The organism is Roseicyclus amphidinii, assembly GCF_030163755.1.
GTDB lineage: Bacteria > Pseudomonadota > Alphaproteobacteria > Rhodobacterales > Rhodobacteraceae > Roseicyclus > Roseicyclus amphidinii.
In genome coordinates this window covers 30822-47963 of the sequence record NZ_JASJOE010000016.1, presented here as the reverse complement: position 1 = coordinate 47963, position 17142 = coordinate 30822, and the positions used below count along the sequence as shown (strand labels likewise).

The window sequence follows — 17142 nt, the reverse complement described above, 5'->3', positions numbered from 1 at the left end:
AGCCTATAAACGGTGAACCGGTAGACGTTGTGTTAATGGTGCAACCGACGATTGTGTCGTCGGAATTGTCCATTTCTTGTTCCACGTCCGACTTCGGGATGCCCGTTTTGACGATCATGACAGCGTTCCGCAGGACCGGCACACGTGGTGGGCCGGAACGGGAATATCATGTCGTGTCGCAGGGCGGGAACTCGGCCGGATGCCGTTGCGGAACGGTTGGCTTGGGGATGCAGGTGTCGCAACGGGTCGTCATGGACGACTGATACTTGAGAATCGGGTCCGGCAAGGGACCATGCAGAACAAGCCGGAAAGGGCGCAGGAATGACGAACGAGACGTGGGGGCAGGTTCGGGGCGAACTGCTCAAGGCAGTTGGCGAAAACAATTTCACCGCCTGGATTGATCCCATCGTCTTCGACCGGCTCGATGACCGCACTGCGCGGTTTCACGTGCCCACGAATTTCTTCGGCTCGTGGGTGTCGCAGAATTTCGGCGACGTGATCCTGCGTCACCTGATCTCGGCCGGGGTGACGGTCGATCGGATCGAGTTCTCCGTGGGCCAGAGGCTTGCCGCACAGGCGGTCAATGCGAACGCTGCGCCGCAGACGAGGGAACCGGCGCAAGCCAGCGCCCCCGCGGCCGCGGCAGCCGCCCCGACGGCGCTTGCCTCCGCCCCGGCACCCTCGGCCCCCCTGCGCACCGGAAGCGCAGACCTGCCGGGCGCCACCCTGAACCCGGCCTACCGGTTCGAGGATTTCATCGTCGGAAAGCCCAACGAGCTGGCCCATGCAGCCGCCAAGCGCGTGGCCGAAGGGCGGGATGTCACCTTCAACCCCCTGTTCCTGTATGGCGGCGTCGGCCTTGGCAAAACGCACCTGATGCATGCCATCGCCTGGGAGCTGCGCGCCCGCTTTCCCGAGGCGCGCATCCTCTACCTCTCCGCCGAGCAGTTCATGTATCGCTTCGTTCGCGCGCTGCGCGAGCAGGACACGATGACCTTCAAGCAGATGTTCCGCTCGGTCGATGTTCTGATGGTCGATGACGTGCAGTTCATCGCCGGCAAGACCTCGACCCAGGAGGAATTCTTCCACACGTTCAACGCGCTGGTGGAAGAGGGCAAGCAGATCATCATCTCCGGCGACCGTGCGCCGGTGGACATGGAAGAGCTGGACACGCGCATCGCCTCGCGGCTGCAGTGCGGCCTTGTCGTGGACCTGCATCCGACCGATTACGAGCTGCGCCTCGGCGTGCTGCAGCACAAGGCCGAGCGCGCGATGGCCAAGAACCCGCAGATCCGCATCGCCGAAGGCGTGCTGGAGTTCATGGCGCAGCGCATTTCGACCAACATCCGCGTGGTCGAGGGGGCGCTGACCCGGCTCTTCGCCTTTGCCGACCTCGTGCGCCGCGAGATCACCATCGAGATGGTGCAGGATTGCCTGTCGGACATCCTGCGCTCGACCGACCGCAAGGTGACGCTGGACCAGATCATCAAGACCACCTGCGATTACTACAACATCCGGCAGGCCGATATCACCGGCTCCAGCCGGGCGCGGGCCGTGGCGCGGCCGCGGCAGATGGCGATGTACCTGTCCAAGACGCTGACCAGCCGCAGCTACCCCGAGATCGCCCGCAAGCTGGGCGGGCGGGATCACACCACCGTCCTTTACGGCGTGCGCAAGATCGAGGAACTGATGTCGGTCGACAGCCAGATCGCCGAGGATGCCGAGCTTCTGCGCCGGATGCTGGAAGCCTGAGACCGCGGTGCGGGCATGCAGGCCCCCGCGTGGGGGCTTGACGCCCGAGGCGCGCGCGGACACTCCTAGAAAAAACGGTTGTGCTGACGGGGGAGGCGGGTAGGCTCGCGGCCCCCGCACTTGTCGGAGCCAGGGCAATGAAACTCTCGATCGAGCGCGCCACGCTGTTGCGCGCTGTCTCTCAGGCGCAGTCTGTCGTGGAACGGCGCAACACCATTCCGATCCTCGCCAACGTCCTGATCGAGGCCGAGGGCGACACCGTCAGCTTTCGCGCAACCGATCTCGACATCGAGGTGGTCGACAAGGCCCCGGCGATGGTGGAACGCGCGGGTGCGACCACCGTCTCGGCGGTGACCCTGCACGAGATCGTGCGCAAGCTGCCCGACGGCGCGCTGGTCTCCCTGAGCGAGGACAGCGCCCATGGCCGCCTGACGGTGCAGGCGGGGCGGTCGAATTTCCAGCTGGCGACGCTGCCGCGCGAGGATTTCCCGGTCATGACGGCGACCGAGTATTCCGCCAACTTCTCCTGCCCCGCGCCGGTGTTGCGGCGGCTGTTCGACAAGTCGAAATTCGCCATCTCGACCGAAGAGACGCGGTATTACCTCAACGGCGTCTATTTCCACGTCGCCGAGGGCGAGACCGGCCCGGTTCTGCGTGCCGTGGCGACCGACGGTCACCGACTGGCCCGCATCGACGCGGCGCTGCCGCAGGGCGCCGAGAAGATGCCGGGCGTGATCGTGCCCCGCAAGACGGTGGGCGAGATGCGCAAGCTTCTCGACGATGACGAGGCGCAGATCGCGGTGTCGGTCAGCGAGACCAAGATCCGCTTTGCCACGCCCGAGATCACGCTGACCTCCAAGGTCATCGACGGCACCTTCCCCGATTACGCGCGCGTCATCCCGACGAACAACACCCGCCGGATGGAGGTTGACGCCTCGGATTTCGCCAAGGCGGTGGACCGCGTGGCGACGGTCAGCTCGGAACGCTCGCGCGCGGTGAAGATGGCGCTCGACGAGGATCGGCTGGTCCTGTCGGTGAACGCGCCGGATGCGGGCAATGCCGAGGAAGAGCTGGCCGTGGCCTATGGCGACGACCGGCTGGAGATCGGCTTCAACGCGAAATACCTGCTCGAGATCGCCAGCCAGGTGGACCGCGAGAACGCGGTCTTCATGTTCTCCTCGCCCGGCGAGCCGACGCTGATGCGCGAGGGCAATGATACGTCCGCGATCTATGTCGTGATGCCGATGCGGGTGTGAGGCGGGCGGAAAACCTGCGTTTTCCGTGCCGCGAAACTGCAGTTTCGCGTTTGGGAAAACTTCAGTTTTCCCACCCGTTTTCCTGCAGGAAAACGCGGCCATGACCCCCCATGTTGCAACCCTGACCCTGTCGCATTTCCGCAGCCACCGCCGCGCGCGGCTGGCGCTCGACGGGCGGCCCGTGGCGCTGCATGGCCCCAACGGTGCAGGCAAGACCAACCTGATGGAGGCGGTCTCGCTCCTCTCGCCGGGTCGCGGGCTGCGGCGCGCCACCGCCGAGGAGATCATCCGCCGCCCCGAGGCGATCGGCTGGAAGATCACCGCCGAGATCGCAGGCCCGGGCCTTGGCCACGAGGTCGAGCTGACCGCCGAGCCGGGCCAGCCGCGCACGACCCGGATCGACGGCAAGACCGCGCCCCAAACCGCGCTGGCGCGGCTGCTCAGGATCGTCTGGCTGGTGCCCGCGCAGGATCGGCTCTGGATCGAGGGGGCGGACGGGCGCAGGCGGTTCCTCGACCGGATCGCGCTCAGTTTCCTGCCCGACCATGCCGAGGTCGCGCTGGCCTATGAAAAGGCCATGCGCGAGCGGAACCGGCTGCTCAAGGACCAGGTGACGGACGCGCGCTGGTACACCGCGCTCGAGGCGCAGATGGCCGAGGCCGGGGCCGCGATCACCGCCAACCGCCGCGACGCCATCGCGCGGATCACCGCGGCGCAGGAAGGGGCGGCAACGGCCTTTCCCGCCGCCGCGCTGGTGCTGGAGACCGACGAGTTGACCACGCCCGAGGATTACGCCGCCGCCTTCGCCGAAAGCCGCGGGCGCGACATGGCGGCGGGGCGGGCGCTCATCGGGCCGCATCGTGCCGACCTTGCCGCCACCTATGTCGACAAGGCGATGCCCGCCGCGCAATGCTCGACCGGGGAACAGAAGGCGCTGCTGATCTCGTTGGTGCTGGCCAATGCCCGCGCGCTCAAGGCGGAAACCGGGGCCGCGCCGCTGGTGCTGCTGGACGAGGTGGCCGCCCATCTGGATGCGGGCCGCCGCGCGGCGCTGTTCGACGAGATCTGCGCGCTGGGGGCGCAGGCCTGGATGACCGGCACGGGGCCGGAGCTTTTCATGGAACTGGGCACGCGGGCGCAGTATGTGGCGGTCGCCGAGACCGGCGGGGCCAGCGAGGCCCGTCTCCTCTGACCGGGTGCCCCGATGACTGTCACCGTCGAACAACTCGCTCTCTACGCCGCCGCCATGGCGGGGCTTTGGATCATTCCCGGCCCGGTCTGGGTCGCGCTGACCGCCCGGGCGCTCTCGGGCGGCATGGCGGGAGCCTGGCCGCTGGCCGTGGGGGTGGCGCTGGGCGACCTGATCTGGCCGCTTTGCGCGATCCTCGGCCTGGCCTGGGTGCTGTCGCTGTACGGCGATGCGCTGGCGGTGATGCGCTGGATCGCGGCGGCGGTGTTCATCGTGATGGGCCTGTTGCTGTTCCGCGCGCCCGCCAAGACGCCCGGCACCGACAGCCGGATGACGCGGCCGGGGCTTTGGGCCGGGTTCTCGGTGGGTGTGGCCGCCGTGATCGGCAACCCCAAGGCGATCCTGTTCTACATGGGCTTCCTGCCCGGCTTCTTCGATCTGACCCGGATCACCGCGCCCGACATCGCCGCCATCCTCGCCATTTCCGCGGTCGTGCCGCTTCTGGGCAACCTCGGGCTGGCGCTGTTCCTCGACCGGGCGCGGCGGCTGTTGCAAAGCCCCGCGGCGATCCGCAGGCTCAACATCGGCTCGGGCGTGTTGCTGATCGGGGTGGGGGTGGCGATCCCCTTTGTCTGAGGCCGCAAGGGGTTCGGGGTCTGCCTTGGCGGAACGCCTAAATCTTGTGTCTGTGGCGTGACATTCCCCCCCTCGGGGGGTATAAATCCGCGACAAAGAACAGGCAGATCACCCCATGGCAGACCAGCCCAAGGCACCCGAAGAATACGGCGCCGATTCCATCAAGGTTCTCAAAGGCTTGGAGGCGGTTCGCAAGCGCCCCGGCATGTATATCGGTGACACCGACGACGGCTCGGGCCTGCATCACATGGTCTACGAGGTCGTGGACAACGGCATCGACGAGGCGCTGGCCGGTCACGCCGACGCGGTGACGGTCACCCTGCACCCCGACGACAGCGTTTCGGTCAGCGACAACGGGCGCGGCATCCCCGTCGGCATCCACGAGGAAGAGGGCGTGAGCGCGGCCGAGGTCATCATGACCCAGCTGCACGCAGGCGGGAAATTCGACCAGAATTCCTACAAGGTCTCGGGCGGTCTGCACGGCGTGGGCGTGTCGGTGGTGAACGCGCTGTCCGACTGGCTCGACCTGCGCATCTGGCGCGACGGCAAGGAGCATCACGCCCGCTTCGAGCGCGGCGATACGGTCAAGCACCTTGAGGTGGTCGGCGACAGCGGCGGGCGCACGGGGACCGAGGTGCGTTTCCTCGCCTCTACCACGACTTTCTCGAACCTCGACTACAGCTTCAAGACGCTGGAAAACCGCCTGCGCGAGCTGGCTTTCCTGAACTCCGGCGTGAAGATCGTGCTCGAGGACCTGCGCCACCCCGAACCTGTCCGGGTCGAGATGGCATACGAGGGCGGCGTGCGCGAGTTCGTGAAATACCTCGACCGCTCCAAGACCCCGATGATGTCCGACCCGATCTATGTCGAGGGCGAAAAGGACGGCATCGGCGTCGAGGTCGCAATGTGGTGGAACGACAGCTACAACGAGATGGTGCTGCCCTTCACCAACAACATCCCGCAGCGCGATGGCGGCACGCATATGGCGGGCTTCCGCGGTGCGCTGACGCGGACGATCAACCTGTATGCGCAGTCGTCGGGCATTGCCAAGCGCGAGAAGGTGAATTTCACCGGCGACGACGCGCGCGAGGGGCTGACCTGTGTCCTGTCGGTCAAGGTGCCCGACCCCAAGTTCAGCTCGCAGACCAAGGACAAGCTGGTCTCCTCCGAGGTGCGCCCGGCGGTCGAGGGGCTTGTGAACGAGAAGCTGGCCGAGTGGTTCGAGGAACATCCGCAAGAGGCGCGGATGATCGTCGGCAAGATCATCGAGGCCGCATTGGCGCGCGAGGCGGCGCGCAAGGCGCGCGAGCTGACGCGGCGCAAGAACCCGATGGACGTGGCGTCCCTGCCCGGCAAGCTGGCGGATTGCCAGGAAAAGGACCCGGCGAAATCCGAGCTGTTCCTTGTCGAGGGCGACAGCGCCGGCGGCTCGGCCAAGCAGGGCCGGAGCCGGCACAACCAGGCGGTTCTGCCGCTGCGCGGCAAGATCCTGAACGTCGAGCGCGCGCGCTTCGACCGGATGCTGGGCAGCCAGGAGATCGGCACGCTGATCACCGCGCTGGGCACGGGCATCGGGCGCGACGAGTTCAACATCGACAAGCTGCGTTACCACAAGATCGTCATCATGACCGACGCCGACGTGGACGGCGCGCATATCCGGACGCTGCTTCTGACCTTCTTCTTCCGGCAGATGCCGCAGATCATCGAGGGGGGGTATCTCTATATCGCGCAGCCGCCGCTCTACAAGGTGAGCCGCGGCAAGTCCGAGGTCTACATCAAGGACCAGGTGGGCCTCGAGGATTACCTGATTTCGCAGGGGATCGAAGGCGCGGTCCTGCGCCTGCCCAATGGCGAAGAGATCGCCGGCAAGGACCTTGCCCGCGTGGTCGAGGCTGCGCGCAGCTTCAAGCGCATCCTCGATGCCTTCCCGACGCTCTACCCCCGCCACATCCTCGAACAGGCGGCCATCGCGGGGGCGTTCGATCCGGGCCGGGCCGATGCCGACCTGCAGCGCGTCGCCGACGAGGTGGCGCAGCGTCTGGACCTTGTCGCGCTGGAATACGAGCGCGGCTGGCAGGGCCGGATCACGCAGGATCACGGCATCCGCCTGAGCCGCGTGCTGCGCGGGGTCGAGGAGATCCGCACCCTCGACGGCGCGGTCCTGCGCTCGGGCGAGGCGCGGAAACTGTCCGAGGTCAGCCGCGAGAGCCGCACGGTTTACGTTGATCCGGCGCGGCTTGCCCGCAAGGACCGCGAGCAGTTGATCCACGGCCCGACCGAACTGTTGACCGCCATCCTCGAGGAGGGGGCCAAGGGCCAGCAGATGCAGCGTTACAAGGGGCTGGGCGAGATGAACCCCAACCAGCTGTGGGAAACCACGCTGGACCCCGACGCGCGGACGCTGCTGCAGGTCAAGGTCGACGACCTCGCCGAGGCGGACGACATCTTCACCAAGTTGATGGGCGACGTGGTCGAGCCGCGACGCGAGTTCATCCAGGCCAACGCGCTGAGCGTCGAGAATCTCGACTTCTGACCGGGCACCCGCGCGGGTGCCGCATCCGGCCGTGGGCGGGACTGCCCCGACCCACGGCCCCATAAGCCGATAACATCGTCTGACCCTGTCCCGCGCGGCCTGTCAAAGCCGCGCGCGGGACGTCTCGTCTGTTGGCTGATGAATTCGAAAAATCCGTTTCAAAACAAGTTTCTGCGTCCGTGTCATCGGATAGCGGTGGCCCGACATCGCCTGTCGTTTCGCTGAAATTGCCTGACATCGGCGGTTGGGGTGACGGTCTGGTCATCGGCTCACGGGGCGCAGCGCCCCAAGCGGGCCGCACCCACCGAGACACCAAGACGCAACACGACACATTCCCACGAAAGGACCAAGACGATGACCATTTCGATCCTCAAGACCGCGGCTGCCTCCCTCGCTCTCGTCACCGCGCTGTCGGCCCCGGCCTTCGCCACCTGCAACACCGCCTATACCGAGCAGTGGGGCGGCGGAAACGGCATCGCCATCGGGCAGAGCGGGTTCTGCAACGGTGCCTCCGTGATCCAGGACGGCTGGGGCAATACCACGATCTCGTCGACCGACGGCGCGTTCAACACCACCGCGATCGGCCAGTCGGGCTGGCACAACACGGTGACCTCGAACCAGTCGGGATGGAACAACGCCAACGGCGTCGCGCAGTTCGGGGCGCATAACGCGGCCACCATCTCGACCGACGGCGCCAACAATGCGGTCGGCGTGATCCAGGTCGGCAACGGCAACACCGCCACCGCCCATTCCGCGGGCAACGGCAACGTCACGCTCATCATCCAGGACTGACCCGCCCGGTCGCCCATCCGGGGGCGGGGCCCCTCCTCCCGTCCGCCCCCGGCCTCACCGCCAACCGAAAGGATCAACCGATGGTCTTCACCGCCCCCAGGATCGCCCTTGCCTCCGGCCTTGCGGCCCTTGCGCTGGGATGCACCGCATTGGCCGAGCAGGCCGACGCACCCGAGACCGGCCCCCTGAGCTGTTCGGTCGAGGCCACCAGCCGCAACGGCCTGCTGACGCTGGAAGGGCTTGTCACGAGCGATACCGCCCTGAGCGGCCAGTATCACCTCCGCGTGGAACGCGGCGGCACGCTGATGAACCAGGGCGGCGGCTTTCGCCTGACCCCCGGCACCGAGGCACGCCTCGGGCAGGTCACGCTCAACGGTCCCGCCCAAGGCCTCGACGTCGAGCTGACGCTCGAGGTCGACGGCAAGACGCATCGCTGCCCGGTCGATCTCTGACCGGACAGCGCCCCAAGCCACCTACCCCCCTATCCCGAAAGGATCACTGCCATGTTCCGCAAGACGCTTCTGACCGCCGCCCTCGTCGCCGCCACCGCCCTTCCCGCCGCGGCCGGCGGCACCCTGAGCCTCAGCCTCAACGCCGCGAATGCCGACGAGGCGCGGGCGATCCGCGCGGGCCTCGCGCTCTACCAGATCGCGAGGGGTGTCGAGAGCGGCGCTTTCGTCCACCAGGACGGTTCGTTCAACGGCGCAGCCATCGCGCAGGTCGCCGGTGGCGGGTCGGTCGGTGTCATCCACCAGGAGGGCAACGGCCATGCCGCGACGCTCGACCAGCAGGGCTACGGCCAGGCGCATGGCATCTTCCAGTTCGGCAACGGCGCGCGTGCCAATGTCGTGCAGACCGGTCACGGCCAGACGGGCCTGACCTTCCAGTTCGGCTTCGACTGATCCCCGTCGAAGACCGGAACGGGCGCCCGGCCATTCTTTTCACTGGTCCCACCCCGGTCGGGCGTCCGACCCCGTTCCCGCACCTGCCCCCGGTCCCCCAACCGGGGGCCTTTTTCGTCAGGCCAGCGCCCTGAGCGTGGCCGCGGTCGCGTCGTCCATCGGAAAGAACAGCTCGATCCGCAGATCCTCGAGCAGCAGGTCCTCCGGGGTGCCGAACTGCGCCAATGTCGAGAAGAGCGACAGCCGGGTTTCCCCGAGCCGCAGGGTCACCGGCACCACCGGCCCGGTGGATGTGCCGCGGGGGGATGGCACCTGCGCCAGATGCGCGGCGGCGGCATCGAGGCGGGCCACCCCGCCGCGCGCGGCGCTTTCGAGCCGCAGCCGCGTGGCCGTGTGCTGCGCGACCTCGGGCCAGTTCTCGACCAGAGGGGGCAGCGCGTCGGACAGCATCAGCTCGAGGAAGCTGCCGCCTTCGGACAGGCCCAGCCGACCGAACAGTGCCGCGGCTGCCGGGTTCAGCCGCAGCACCGTCCAATCGGCATCGACGGCGAGGCCGGGAAAGGGCGCGTGGCTGGCCAGCATCCGCTCGACGGCGTGGCGGATCGGCATCATCTCGGCGTCGTTCCAGTCGCGCGAGGCATAGGCGGCGGCAAAGCCCGCGCGCGTCAGCATCTGGTTGCGCGCATCGAGCGGCAGCGCCATCGCCGCGCCCAGCCGCCCGATCATCTCGGCGCTGGGACGCGCGCGCCCGGTTTCGAGGAAGGAGATATGACGCGCCGACACCCCGGCCTCGAGCGCGAGCTCGAGCTGCGACAGGCGGCGGGCCTGCCGCCAGAAGCGGAGCGTTTCGGCGAACTTGCTCATGCCCGAGCCTTACCACGCCCGCGCGGCCGCGTCGCTTACCTGCAAGGTAATTGCGGCGATGACCTGAGCCGGGCGAGGTGGGAGGCGTCCATCGCTGAACAAGGAACCCCGGCCATGACCCTCCAGACCCAGAAACGCTGGCTTCGCGTCAGCGCCCTCGTGATCGGCGGCTTCGCGCCCTTCCTGCTGCTGGCGACCATCCCCGCCACGGCAGGCCCGGCCGAGTGGGTGATCGACCTTCTGGGCCTGCCGCTCGACGGAACCGTCAGCCTCGCCTCGCCCGAGGCGCGCTTTCTCTGCGGTCTGATGGCAGGCTTCCTTGCGGGGTGGGCGGCGACCGTGTGGCTTCTGTCCGGCGCGCCCTTCGATGCCGCGCCCGAGGCGGTGCGCCGCGCGGTGGTCGGCGGGGCGCTGTTGTGGTTCGTCATCGACAGCGCGGGGTCCATCCTGTCCGGCCATCCCTCGAACGCGGTGTTCAACATCGCGGTGCTGGCGCTGGCAGTCGGCCCGCTGTGGCGCCGCGCCGATGCCTAACCCAGCCCGCCCGGCCCGTCGCGCAGGATGACCGGAACGATCAGGTCCTCCTCGTCGGTCAGGTGGCGGTCGATCAGCCGCTCGAGGCCGGCCAACCCGTCGCGCAGTGCGCCCGCCCCGGTCTTGGGGTCCGGCCCCGAGACGCCGCGGATCGCGCCGTTCGCCTGCTCGACGAACCGCGAAAGGATGCCGTCGAGCGCGTGGTGGTCGCTGTCCAGCAGGTCGAAGCCGCGGGCGATGCGCGCCTCGCGGTCGCGCAGGATCGGGAAATAATGGTGATCCTCGATCTGGTGGTGCCCGTGAAGCTGGTTCACGAACAGCCCGCCGTAGCGCCCGATCCCCTGCGCGAACCCCTGCGGGTCGCGGTTGCCGTCGAGAAACCCCTCGGTCTCGCGGGTCATGTGCTCCATCAGCTGACGGAACATCATGTGCCGTTCGAGCCAGAAGCTCACGAGGCCCCGGAACTGCGGATGCGCGGCCCAGCCGTCTCGGGGATACTCCGCAAGGAGAATGCGCAGCGCCTCGGGCAGGCCGGAGCGGGTGTCGAGGGAAAGCTCTGTCATGCCGTCACAGTTAGCCCCCGCCCGGTCGGGGGGCAATGCAAAGCGCGACGCCCGGATCAGCCGAGGCGGCGCAGCGCCTCGATCGTGGCGTCGACCGAGCCGCCGTTGCGGTCCATGATCGACCCCACCTCGGAGCGTTCCGAGATCACCAGCGAGACGCCCTCGATCAACATGTCGATGAACAGCGGGCTGCCCGAGCGGTCCCAGACGCGGAAACGCACCTCGAAGGGTGCGCGGCCGGGGATGCGGACGTTCGAGATCACCTCGATGAAGCGCCCTCCGTCCTGCGCCCCCTCCACCGCGACGGTGCCGCCGATGAACTCGCGGAAGCGGCGTCCGTATTTGCGCGCCATGTAGCCGCGGAACGCATCGGCAAAGGCCGAAAGCTGCGCCCGGCTGGCCGAGCGCGCGGGAGGACCGAGCACCGATTGCGCGATCGTGGGCATGTCGCCGTAGCGGCCCATCATCCGCTCGAAATCGCGGATCATCGCGGCTTCGGACTGTCCCGAGTTGATGATGCGCGTGATCTCGGCCGCGACCTGCTCGACCAGCCCCGAGGCCGTGGCGGTGGTCAGCGCCGCGGCACCGCGCGGCACAAGCGGCAGCGCCAGCCCGGCAAGGGCGGTTGTCACGAGGGTTCGGCGGGTCGGTCGGATGTCACTGGGCATAGGCGTCGATATAGGGGTCCGAATAGGGATCTGAAATGGCGTCCGCGTAAGGGTCGGCGTAAGGATCTGCGTAGGGGTCTGCATAAGGGTCTGCGTAGGGGTCGGCATCGAGGCCATCGGCCGCCCCGTCCGTCCGGTAGCCCAGCCTCGGCCCGCCCAGCTCGAACCGCCGGTTCTGCAGGTAGAGCGAGCGCAGCTGCGCGTAGCTGTCGGCGCTGTCACGCAGAACACTGTCGATCAGTTCGCCGTTGTCGTGACGGTCCCCGAACCGGCCGAGCACGCCCACCGCCGTGGCATAGGGCCGGTCGGCCTCGGGCAGGACATGGCGCAGCGGGTTCAGCGCGGTGTCGATCACTATCCCGAAGCTGTCGCGCGTCGTCGAGGGGCCGAGAACCGGAAGCATCACGAAATCGCCCTCGGGAAGGCCCCAGACATGCAGGGTTTCGCCGAAATCCGTCTCGCGCGGCTCGAGGCCGAGGGCGGTCGCCGGATCGAAGAGGCCGCCAAGCCCGACGGTGGAATTCACAAGGAACCGCAAGGTGTTGTGGCTCGCCTGCCCGATGCGGACCTGCAGCAGGTTGTTCACGATATGCGATGGCTGCGACAGGTTCGCGGCGACATTGCCGACACCGCGGCGCAGCGGTTCGGGCACGACCGATCCGTAACCCTCCGAGGCCGGGCCGACCAGCGCGCGGTCGAGCGACAGGTTGAACCGGTGAACCGCGCGGTTCTGCGCCTCGTCCGCGTCGCGGATGCTGTCGCCGGGCGGCAGGGCCGCCGGTCCGCAGGCGGTCAGCAGCGCCAGCAGGGCCGCGGGCATGACGGCAGACAAGACGGCGGTCAGCCGGTGGATGCGGCGGATGAGGGGCACGGCAGCTTCCCCGTTGGTTCGTGAACGTGCAGGCGACGGGGGCCGGGCGAAACCGGATGGAAAGGCTTCGGACGGCATCTAGTCACCGGGGTCTTGTGTTTGTTAGACGTGTCCGGGCGGGCCGGAGTCAAGGGCCGCCCCCGGGCCATGCCCGATTTGTACGAGTTGTTCGAGGACGATTGCCGCGATGTCTCGCCGTTCCGGGGTTGGCCCCGATGACCTGACGCAGTTCCGCAGGCGCAACGCCTGGCTTTTGTGGTCGGTGGCCCTGTTCAGCATGGCGGTCAACGCGCTGATGCTGACCGGGCCGCTCTACATGCTGCAGGTCTATGACCGCGTCCTCGGCTCCCGCTCGGAGGAGACGCTGGTCGCGCTGACCGTGCTGATCGTCTTCCTGTTCCTGATGATGGGCGTTCTGGATTACGTCCGCGGCCGCGTCGCCGCGCGCTACGGGGCCCGCCTGCAGGAGGCGCTGGACGGCCGCATCTTCCGCGCCGCGCTGGCGCGGGCGCAGGGCACCGGCGAGCGGCAGACCGCGCTGCAGGATCTTGGCTCGGTGCAGCGAATCGCGGCTGCACCGGTCTTCATGGCGCTTTTCGATCTGCCCTGGACGCCGCTCTTCATCGCGGCGATCTTCCTGTTTCACCCCTGGCTCGGCTGGCTGGCTGTCGGCGGCGCGGCACTGCTCATCGTGATCACGCTGGTCAACCGCGCGCTGACGCGTGGGCCCATCGCCACCTCGGCGGCGGCCTCGCATCTCGCGGACCGCATGGCCGGCGAAATGCAGGCTGAGGCCGAGCTGATCCGCGCGCTGGGCATGCAGGGCAGCGCCTTTGCCCGCTGGCGTCGCCAACGCGCCGCGGCGCTGGCCGAGGGGATGCGCGCCGCCGACCGGGTCGGCGGGTTCACCGCCATGACCCGGACGCTGCGGCTGTTCCTGCAATCGGCGATCCTCGGCCTTGGCGCCTATCTCGTGCTGCAGGCCGAGATGACGGCGGGCGCGATGATCGCGGGCTCGATCCTGCTGGGCCGCGCGCTGGCACCGATCGAGCTGGCCATCGGCCAGTGGAGCGCGATTGCCGAGGCCGGACAGGGCTGGGGCCGCCTGCGGGCGCTGCTCGAAGCCGAGCGCGCGCCGCCGCCGCGCATGTCCCTGCCAAGGCCCAAGGCGCGGCTCGACGTGACGCAGCTGTCGGTCGTGCCACCGGGCGCGCGTGCGCCCACACTGCGCGGGGTCGGCTTCGCCGTCGAACCGGGGCAGGCGGTGGGCGTGATCGGCCCCTCGGGCTCGGGCAAGTCGACGCTGGCGCGCGCGGTCACCTCGGTCTGGTTGCCCGCGGCGGGGCAGATCCGCCTCGATGGCGCGACGCTGGACCAGTACGACCCCGACGAGCTGGGGCTGCACATCGGTTACCTGCCGCAGGCGGTGACGCTGTTCGAGGGGACCATCGCCGAGAACATCGCCCGCCTGACCGAGACGCCCGATACCGACAAGGTCGTTGCGGCGGCCCGTGCCGCGGCGGCGCACGAGATGATCCTGAACCTGCCCGAAGGCTACGAGACCCGCGTCTCGGGCCTTGGGGCGCGGCTGTCGGGGGGGCAGATCCAGCGCATCGGGCTGGCCCGCGCGCTGTACGGCGATCCGGTGCTTCTGGTGCTGGACGAGCCGAACTCGGCGCTCGACAACGACGGCTCCGTCGCGCTGAACAAGGCGGTGCAGGAGATCAAGGCCGACGGCCGCGCGGTGCTGATCATGGCGCATCGCCCCTCGGCGATCCGCGAATGCGACCGGCTCCTGGTGCTGTCGGGCGGCGTGCCCGTGATGTTCGGCCCGACGCAGGAGGTGTTGCAGAAGACGCTGACCAATTACGCCGACATCCAGAGGACCGCGGCCCCCGGAGGTGTGTCATGAGCGCCCGCAACGATCCCGCACGCGCCTGGTCGGTGCGCGGTCCCCTGCTGACCGGGCTGGTCGCAATGTCACTGCTTCTGGGCGGTTTCGGCGGCTGGGCCGCGCTCAGCGAATTGTCGGGCGCGGTCATCGCCACCGGCCGCATCGAGGTGGAGCGCAACCGGCAGGCGATCCAGCACCCCGAGGGTGGCGTGGTGGCCGAGCTTCTGGTGGACGAGGGCGACCGGGTCGCGGCGGGGGAGGTGATCCTGCGCCTTGCCCCCGGCCAGTTGGCCCGCGACCGCGCCGTTGCGGCGGCGCAGCTTCACGAGGTGCGGCTGCGCCGCGCCCGGCTCGAGGCCGAGCGCGATGGCGCGTCCGAGGTCGGTTTCCCCCCCGATCTCGTGGCGCGCTCCACAGGCGAGGCCGAGCTGGCCGACCTGCTGCAGGGGCAGCGGAACCTGTTCGACGCCCGCGCCGAGACCTTCACGCGCGAAACCGCGCAGTTGCAGGGCCGCATCACCCAGATCGAGGCGCAGATCGCCGCCCTCGACGCGCAAGAGGCAGCCTTGGGCGAGCAACTGTCGCTGGTCGAGACCGACCTCGAGCGGCAGCAGGGGTTGCTTGACCGCGGCCTCGTGCAATCCGATCCGGTGTTGCGCCTGCAGCGCGACGCCGCGCAGTTGCGCGGATCGCTGGGCGAGCTGGAGGCCCGCCGAGCGGAGGCCGGCGAGCGCATCGTCGAGACCGGGCTTGCCATCCTTCAGCTCGACACCGCCCGCCGCGAACAGGCCATCGCGCAGCTACGCGAGATCCGCGTCACCGAGGAAGAGCTGCGCCAGCGCAGCGCCGATCTGGAGCGGCGCATCGCCGAGCTGGAGCTGCGCGCGCCGGTCGCGGGCCGCATCCTCGGGCTGCGGGTCTTCGGCCCGCAATCGGTCGTGCGCCCCGCCGATCCGGTCGCCTTCCTCGTGCCCGAGGGGCGGCCGCTGGTGATCACCGCGCAGGTGCCCGCGATCGACGTCGACCAGGTCTTCGTCGGGCAGGAGGTGACGCTGCGCTTCCCCGCCTTCGACATGCGCAACATGGCCGACCTGATGGGACAGGTCAGCCAGGTCTCGGCCGATGTCTTCACCGACGAGGGGTCGGGCCTGACCTTCTACCGGGCCGAGATCGTGCTGGACGAGGGCGAGATCGCCCGCCTTGCCCCGCGGCAGCTTTTGCCGGGCATGCCGGTGGAGGCCTATATCCGCACCGAGAACCGCACGCCGCTGGCCTATCTGCTGGAGCCCTTCACGGCCTATTTCGCCCGCGCCTTCCGGGAAAGTTGAGGGTTGCGGCCTCGGCGGGCCTTTTCCTTTCCCCGGCGCGCGGCTAGCTTTCGCCGCAACAGGGTTCGGGCAAAGGAAAACCGATATGGCCGGAGAGATCGACGCACGTTTGGCAGAGCTCGGGATCGAGTTGGACGCACCGCCGCCCGCACCGGGCGCGAATTACGTGCCCTATGCCGTCGCGGGCGACCTCGTTCACGTGTCGGGGCAGGTGCCGATGACCTCGGCGGGGCTGTCGACGCTGATCAAGGGCCGCCTTGGCGAGGACATGGAGATCGAGGCGGGCGCGGCCGCCGCGCGGCTGTGCGCGATGAACCTGCTGGCGCAGGTCAAGGCTGCCTGCGGCGGCGATCTCGACCGGCTGGTGCGGGTGGTGAAGCTGACCGGCTTCGTCAACTCCACCCCCGATTTCGGCGACCAGCCCAAGGTCGTGAACGGCGCGTCGGATTTCTTCGTCGAGGTGCTGGGCGACAAGGGGCGGCATGCCCGCTCGGCGGTCAGCGCGGGGGCCCTGCCCTTCGGCTGCGCGGTCGAGGTCGAGGGCATTTTCCAGATCCTCCCGGCCTGAGGCGACAGCATGGCGGAGCTTCCTCGATCCTTCACCGCGCGGCCCATCGCGCATCGCGCCCTGCATGATGCCGCGGGTGGTGTGATCGAGAACAGCCCGACGGCGATCCGGCGGGCGATGCAGGCGGGCTACGGCATCGAGCTGGACCTGCAACTCAGCTCGGACGGCGTGGCGATGGTGTTCCACGACGACACGCTCGACCGGCTGACGCAGACCACCGGCCCGGTCCGGGGCCGCACCGCGCGCGAACTGGGCGACCTGCGCCTCGGGGGCGGCGAGGATCACATCCCGACGCTGTCCGAGGTACTGGAGATGGTGGACGGGGCGGTGCCCCTCCTGCTGGAACTCAAGGACCAGTCCGGCGGGCTGGGGCAGGCCGAGGCCGAGCTCGAGCGTGCCGTGGCGATGGAGTTGGAGGGCTATGGCGGCGATGTCGCCGTGATGTCCTTCAACCCCTACATGATCGCGCAGATGCGCGACTTGGCCCCCGATGTGCCGCGCGGGTTGGTGACCTGCGGCTACATCCCCTCGCAATGGCCGCACCTGCCGCCCGAGACCTGCAGCGCGCTGCGCAGCATCGCACATTTCGGGCAGGTGGGCGCGCGGTTCATAAGCCACGACTGGACAGACCTCGGCAGCCCGCGGGTGGCCGAACTGAAGGCGCAGCGCGTCCCGATCCTGTGCTGGACGATCCGCAGCGCACAGGACGAGGCGCAGGCCCGGCGCGTCGCGGACAACGTGACGTTCGAGGATTACCTGCCGCCGCTCGACCCGCCGCGGGATTGACGCGCG

The 17142-nt window shown here is 68.7% G+C and carries 17 protein-coding genes; 13 read left to right on the top strand and 4 right to left on the bottom strand.

Annotated elements, in window-relative coordinates; all coding sequences use genetic code 11:
* The first annotated feature begins 321 nt into the window (after nt 1–321).
* From dnaA to QQK83_RS07705, 8 genes are all read left to right on the top strand, one after another.
* Nucleotides 322–1752, top strand: a complete 1431-nt coding sequence (dnaA, locus tag QQK83_RS07740) for a chromosomal replication initiator protein DnaA (RefSeq protein ID WP_284263183.1) — start codon at nt 322–324, stop codon at nt 1750–1752.
* Between the two features lie 137 nt (nt 1753–1889).
* Nucleotides 1890–3008 carry a DNA polymerase III subunit beta gene (gene dnaN, locus QQK83_RS07735; protein ID WP_284263182.1) on the top strand — a complete coding sequence of 373 codons (1119 nt, stop codon included), beginning with the start codon at nt 1890–1892 and terminating at the stop codon, nt 3006–3008.
* 100 nt (nt 3009–3108) lie between these two features.
* The gene (recF, locus tag QQK83_RS07730; protein WP_284263181.1) at nt 3109–4200 is read left to right on the top strand and encodes a DNA replication/repair protein RecF; all 1092 of its coding nucleotides are present in this window, start codon (nt 3109–3111) and stop codon (nt 4198–4200) included.
* Between the two features lie 12 nt (nt 4201–4212).
* A complete protein-coding gene (locus QQK83_RS07725) occupies nt 4213–4833 on the top strand; it encodes a LysE family translocator (RefSeq protein ID WP_284263180.1) in 621 nt (206 codons plus the stop codon).
* 115 nt (nt 4834–4948) lie between these two features.
* Nucleotides 4949–7366 carry a DNA topoisomerase (ATP-hydrolyzing) subunit B gene (gene gyrB, locus QQK83_RS07720; protein WP_284263179.1) on the top strand — a complete coding sequence of 806 codons (2418 nt, stop codon included), beginning with the start codon at nt 4949–4951 and terminating at the stop codon, nt 7364–7366.
* Between the two features lie 354 nt (nt 7367–7720).
* Nucleotides 7721–8158, top strand: coding sequence for a hypothetical protein (locus tag QQK83_RS07715; protein WP_284263178.1), 438 nt, complete (start codon nt 7721–7723; stop codon nt 8156–8158).
* A gap of 80 nt (nt 8159–8238) precedes the next feature.
* Entirely contained in the window at nt 8239–8610 is a 372-nt protein-coding gene (csgH, locus tag QQK83_RS07710) for a curli-like amyloid fiber formation chaperone CsgH (protein WP_284263177.1), read from the top strand.
* Between the two features lie 51 nt (nt 8611–8661).
* Entirely contained in the window at nt 8662–9060 is a 399-nt protein-coding gene (locus QQK83_RS07705) for a hypothetical protein (protein WP_284263176.1), read from the top strand.
* 117 nt (nt 9061–9177) lie between these two features.
* Here the strand turns inward: QQK83_RS07705 and QQK83_RS07700 are convergent, their stop codons facing one another.
* Nucleotides 9178–9924, bottom strand: coding sequence for a helix-turn-helix domain-containing protein (locus QQK83_RS07700; protein WP_284263175.1), 747 nt, complete (start codon nt 9922–9924; stop codon nt 9178–9180).
* A gap of 114 nt (nt 9925–10038) precedes the next feature.
* Here QQK83_RS07700 and QQK83_RS07695 point away from each other — a divergent pair, with 114 nt between their 5' ends.
* A complete protein-coding gene (locus QQK83_RS07695) occupies nt 10039–10458 on the top strand; it encodes a hypothetical protein (protein ID WP_284263174.1) in 420 nt (139 codons plus the stop codon).
* Here QQK83_RS07695 and QQK83_RS07690 read toward each other — a convergent pair.
* Genes QQK83_RS07690 through QQK83_RS07680 form a run of 3 tightly spaced genes read right to left on the bottom strand, consistent with a single transcriptional unit; the run spans nt 10455 to nt 12560 of the window.
* On the bottom strand, nt 10455–11021 hold the full coding sequence (locus tag QQK83_RS07690; protein ID WP_284263173.1) for a hemerythrin domain-containing protein: 567 nt from the start codon (nt 11019–11021) through the stop codon (nt 10455–10457). The two genes, QQK83_RS07695 and QQK83_RS07690, sit on opposite strands and share 4 nt — an antisense overlap.
* 56 nt (nt 11022–11077) lie before the next feature.
* Entirely contained in the window at nt 11078–11653 is a 576-nt protein-coding gene (locus tag QQK83_RS07685; RefSeq protein WP_349816221.1) for an MlaC/ttg2D family ABC transporter substrate-binding protein, read from the bottom strand.
* A gap of 25 nt (nt 11654–11678) precedes the next feature.
* Complete coding sequence (locus tag QQK83_RS07680) at nt 11679–12560, bottom strand: MlaA family lipoprotein (protein ID WP_284263171.1); 882 nt, start codon at nt 12558–12560, stop codon at nt 11679–11681.
* A gap of 187 nt (nt 12561–12747) precedes the next feature.
* Between QQK83_RS07680 and QQK83_RS07675 the strand changes: the two genes are divergently transcribed.
* From QQK83_RS07675 to QQK83_RS07660, 4 genes are all read left to right on the top strand, one after another.
* Complete coding sequence (locus QQK83_RS07675) at nt 12748–14472, top strand: type I secretion system permease/ATPase (RefSeq protein ID WP_284263170.1); 1725 nt, start codon at nt 12748–12750, stop codon at nt 14470–14472.
* Nucleotides 14469–15782 (top strand): HlyD family type I secretion periplasmic adaptor subunit, encoded by a 1314-nt coding sequence (locus QQK83_RS07670; protein ID WP_284263169.1) that lies wholly within the window; start codon nt 14469–14471, stop codon nt 15780–15782. The genes QQK83_RS07675 and QQK83_RS07670 overlap by 4 nt, the downstream gene beginning before the upstream one ends.
* A gap of 85 nt (nt 15783–15867) precedes the next feature.
* Entirely contained in the window at nt 15868–16350 is a 483-nt protein-coding gene (locus tag QQK83_RS07665) for a RidA family protein (RefSeq protein ID WP_284263168.1), read from the top strand.
* Between the two features lie 9 nt (nt 16351–16359).
* A complete protein-coding gene (locus QQK83_RS07660) occupies nt 16360–17136 on the top strand; it encodes a glycerophosphodiester phosphodiesterase family protein (protein ID WP_284263167.1) in 777 nt (258 codons plus the stop codon).
* The last annotated feature ends 6 nt before the right edge of the window (nt 17137–17142 follow it).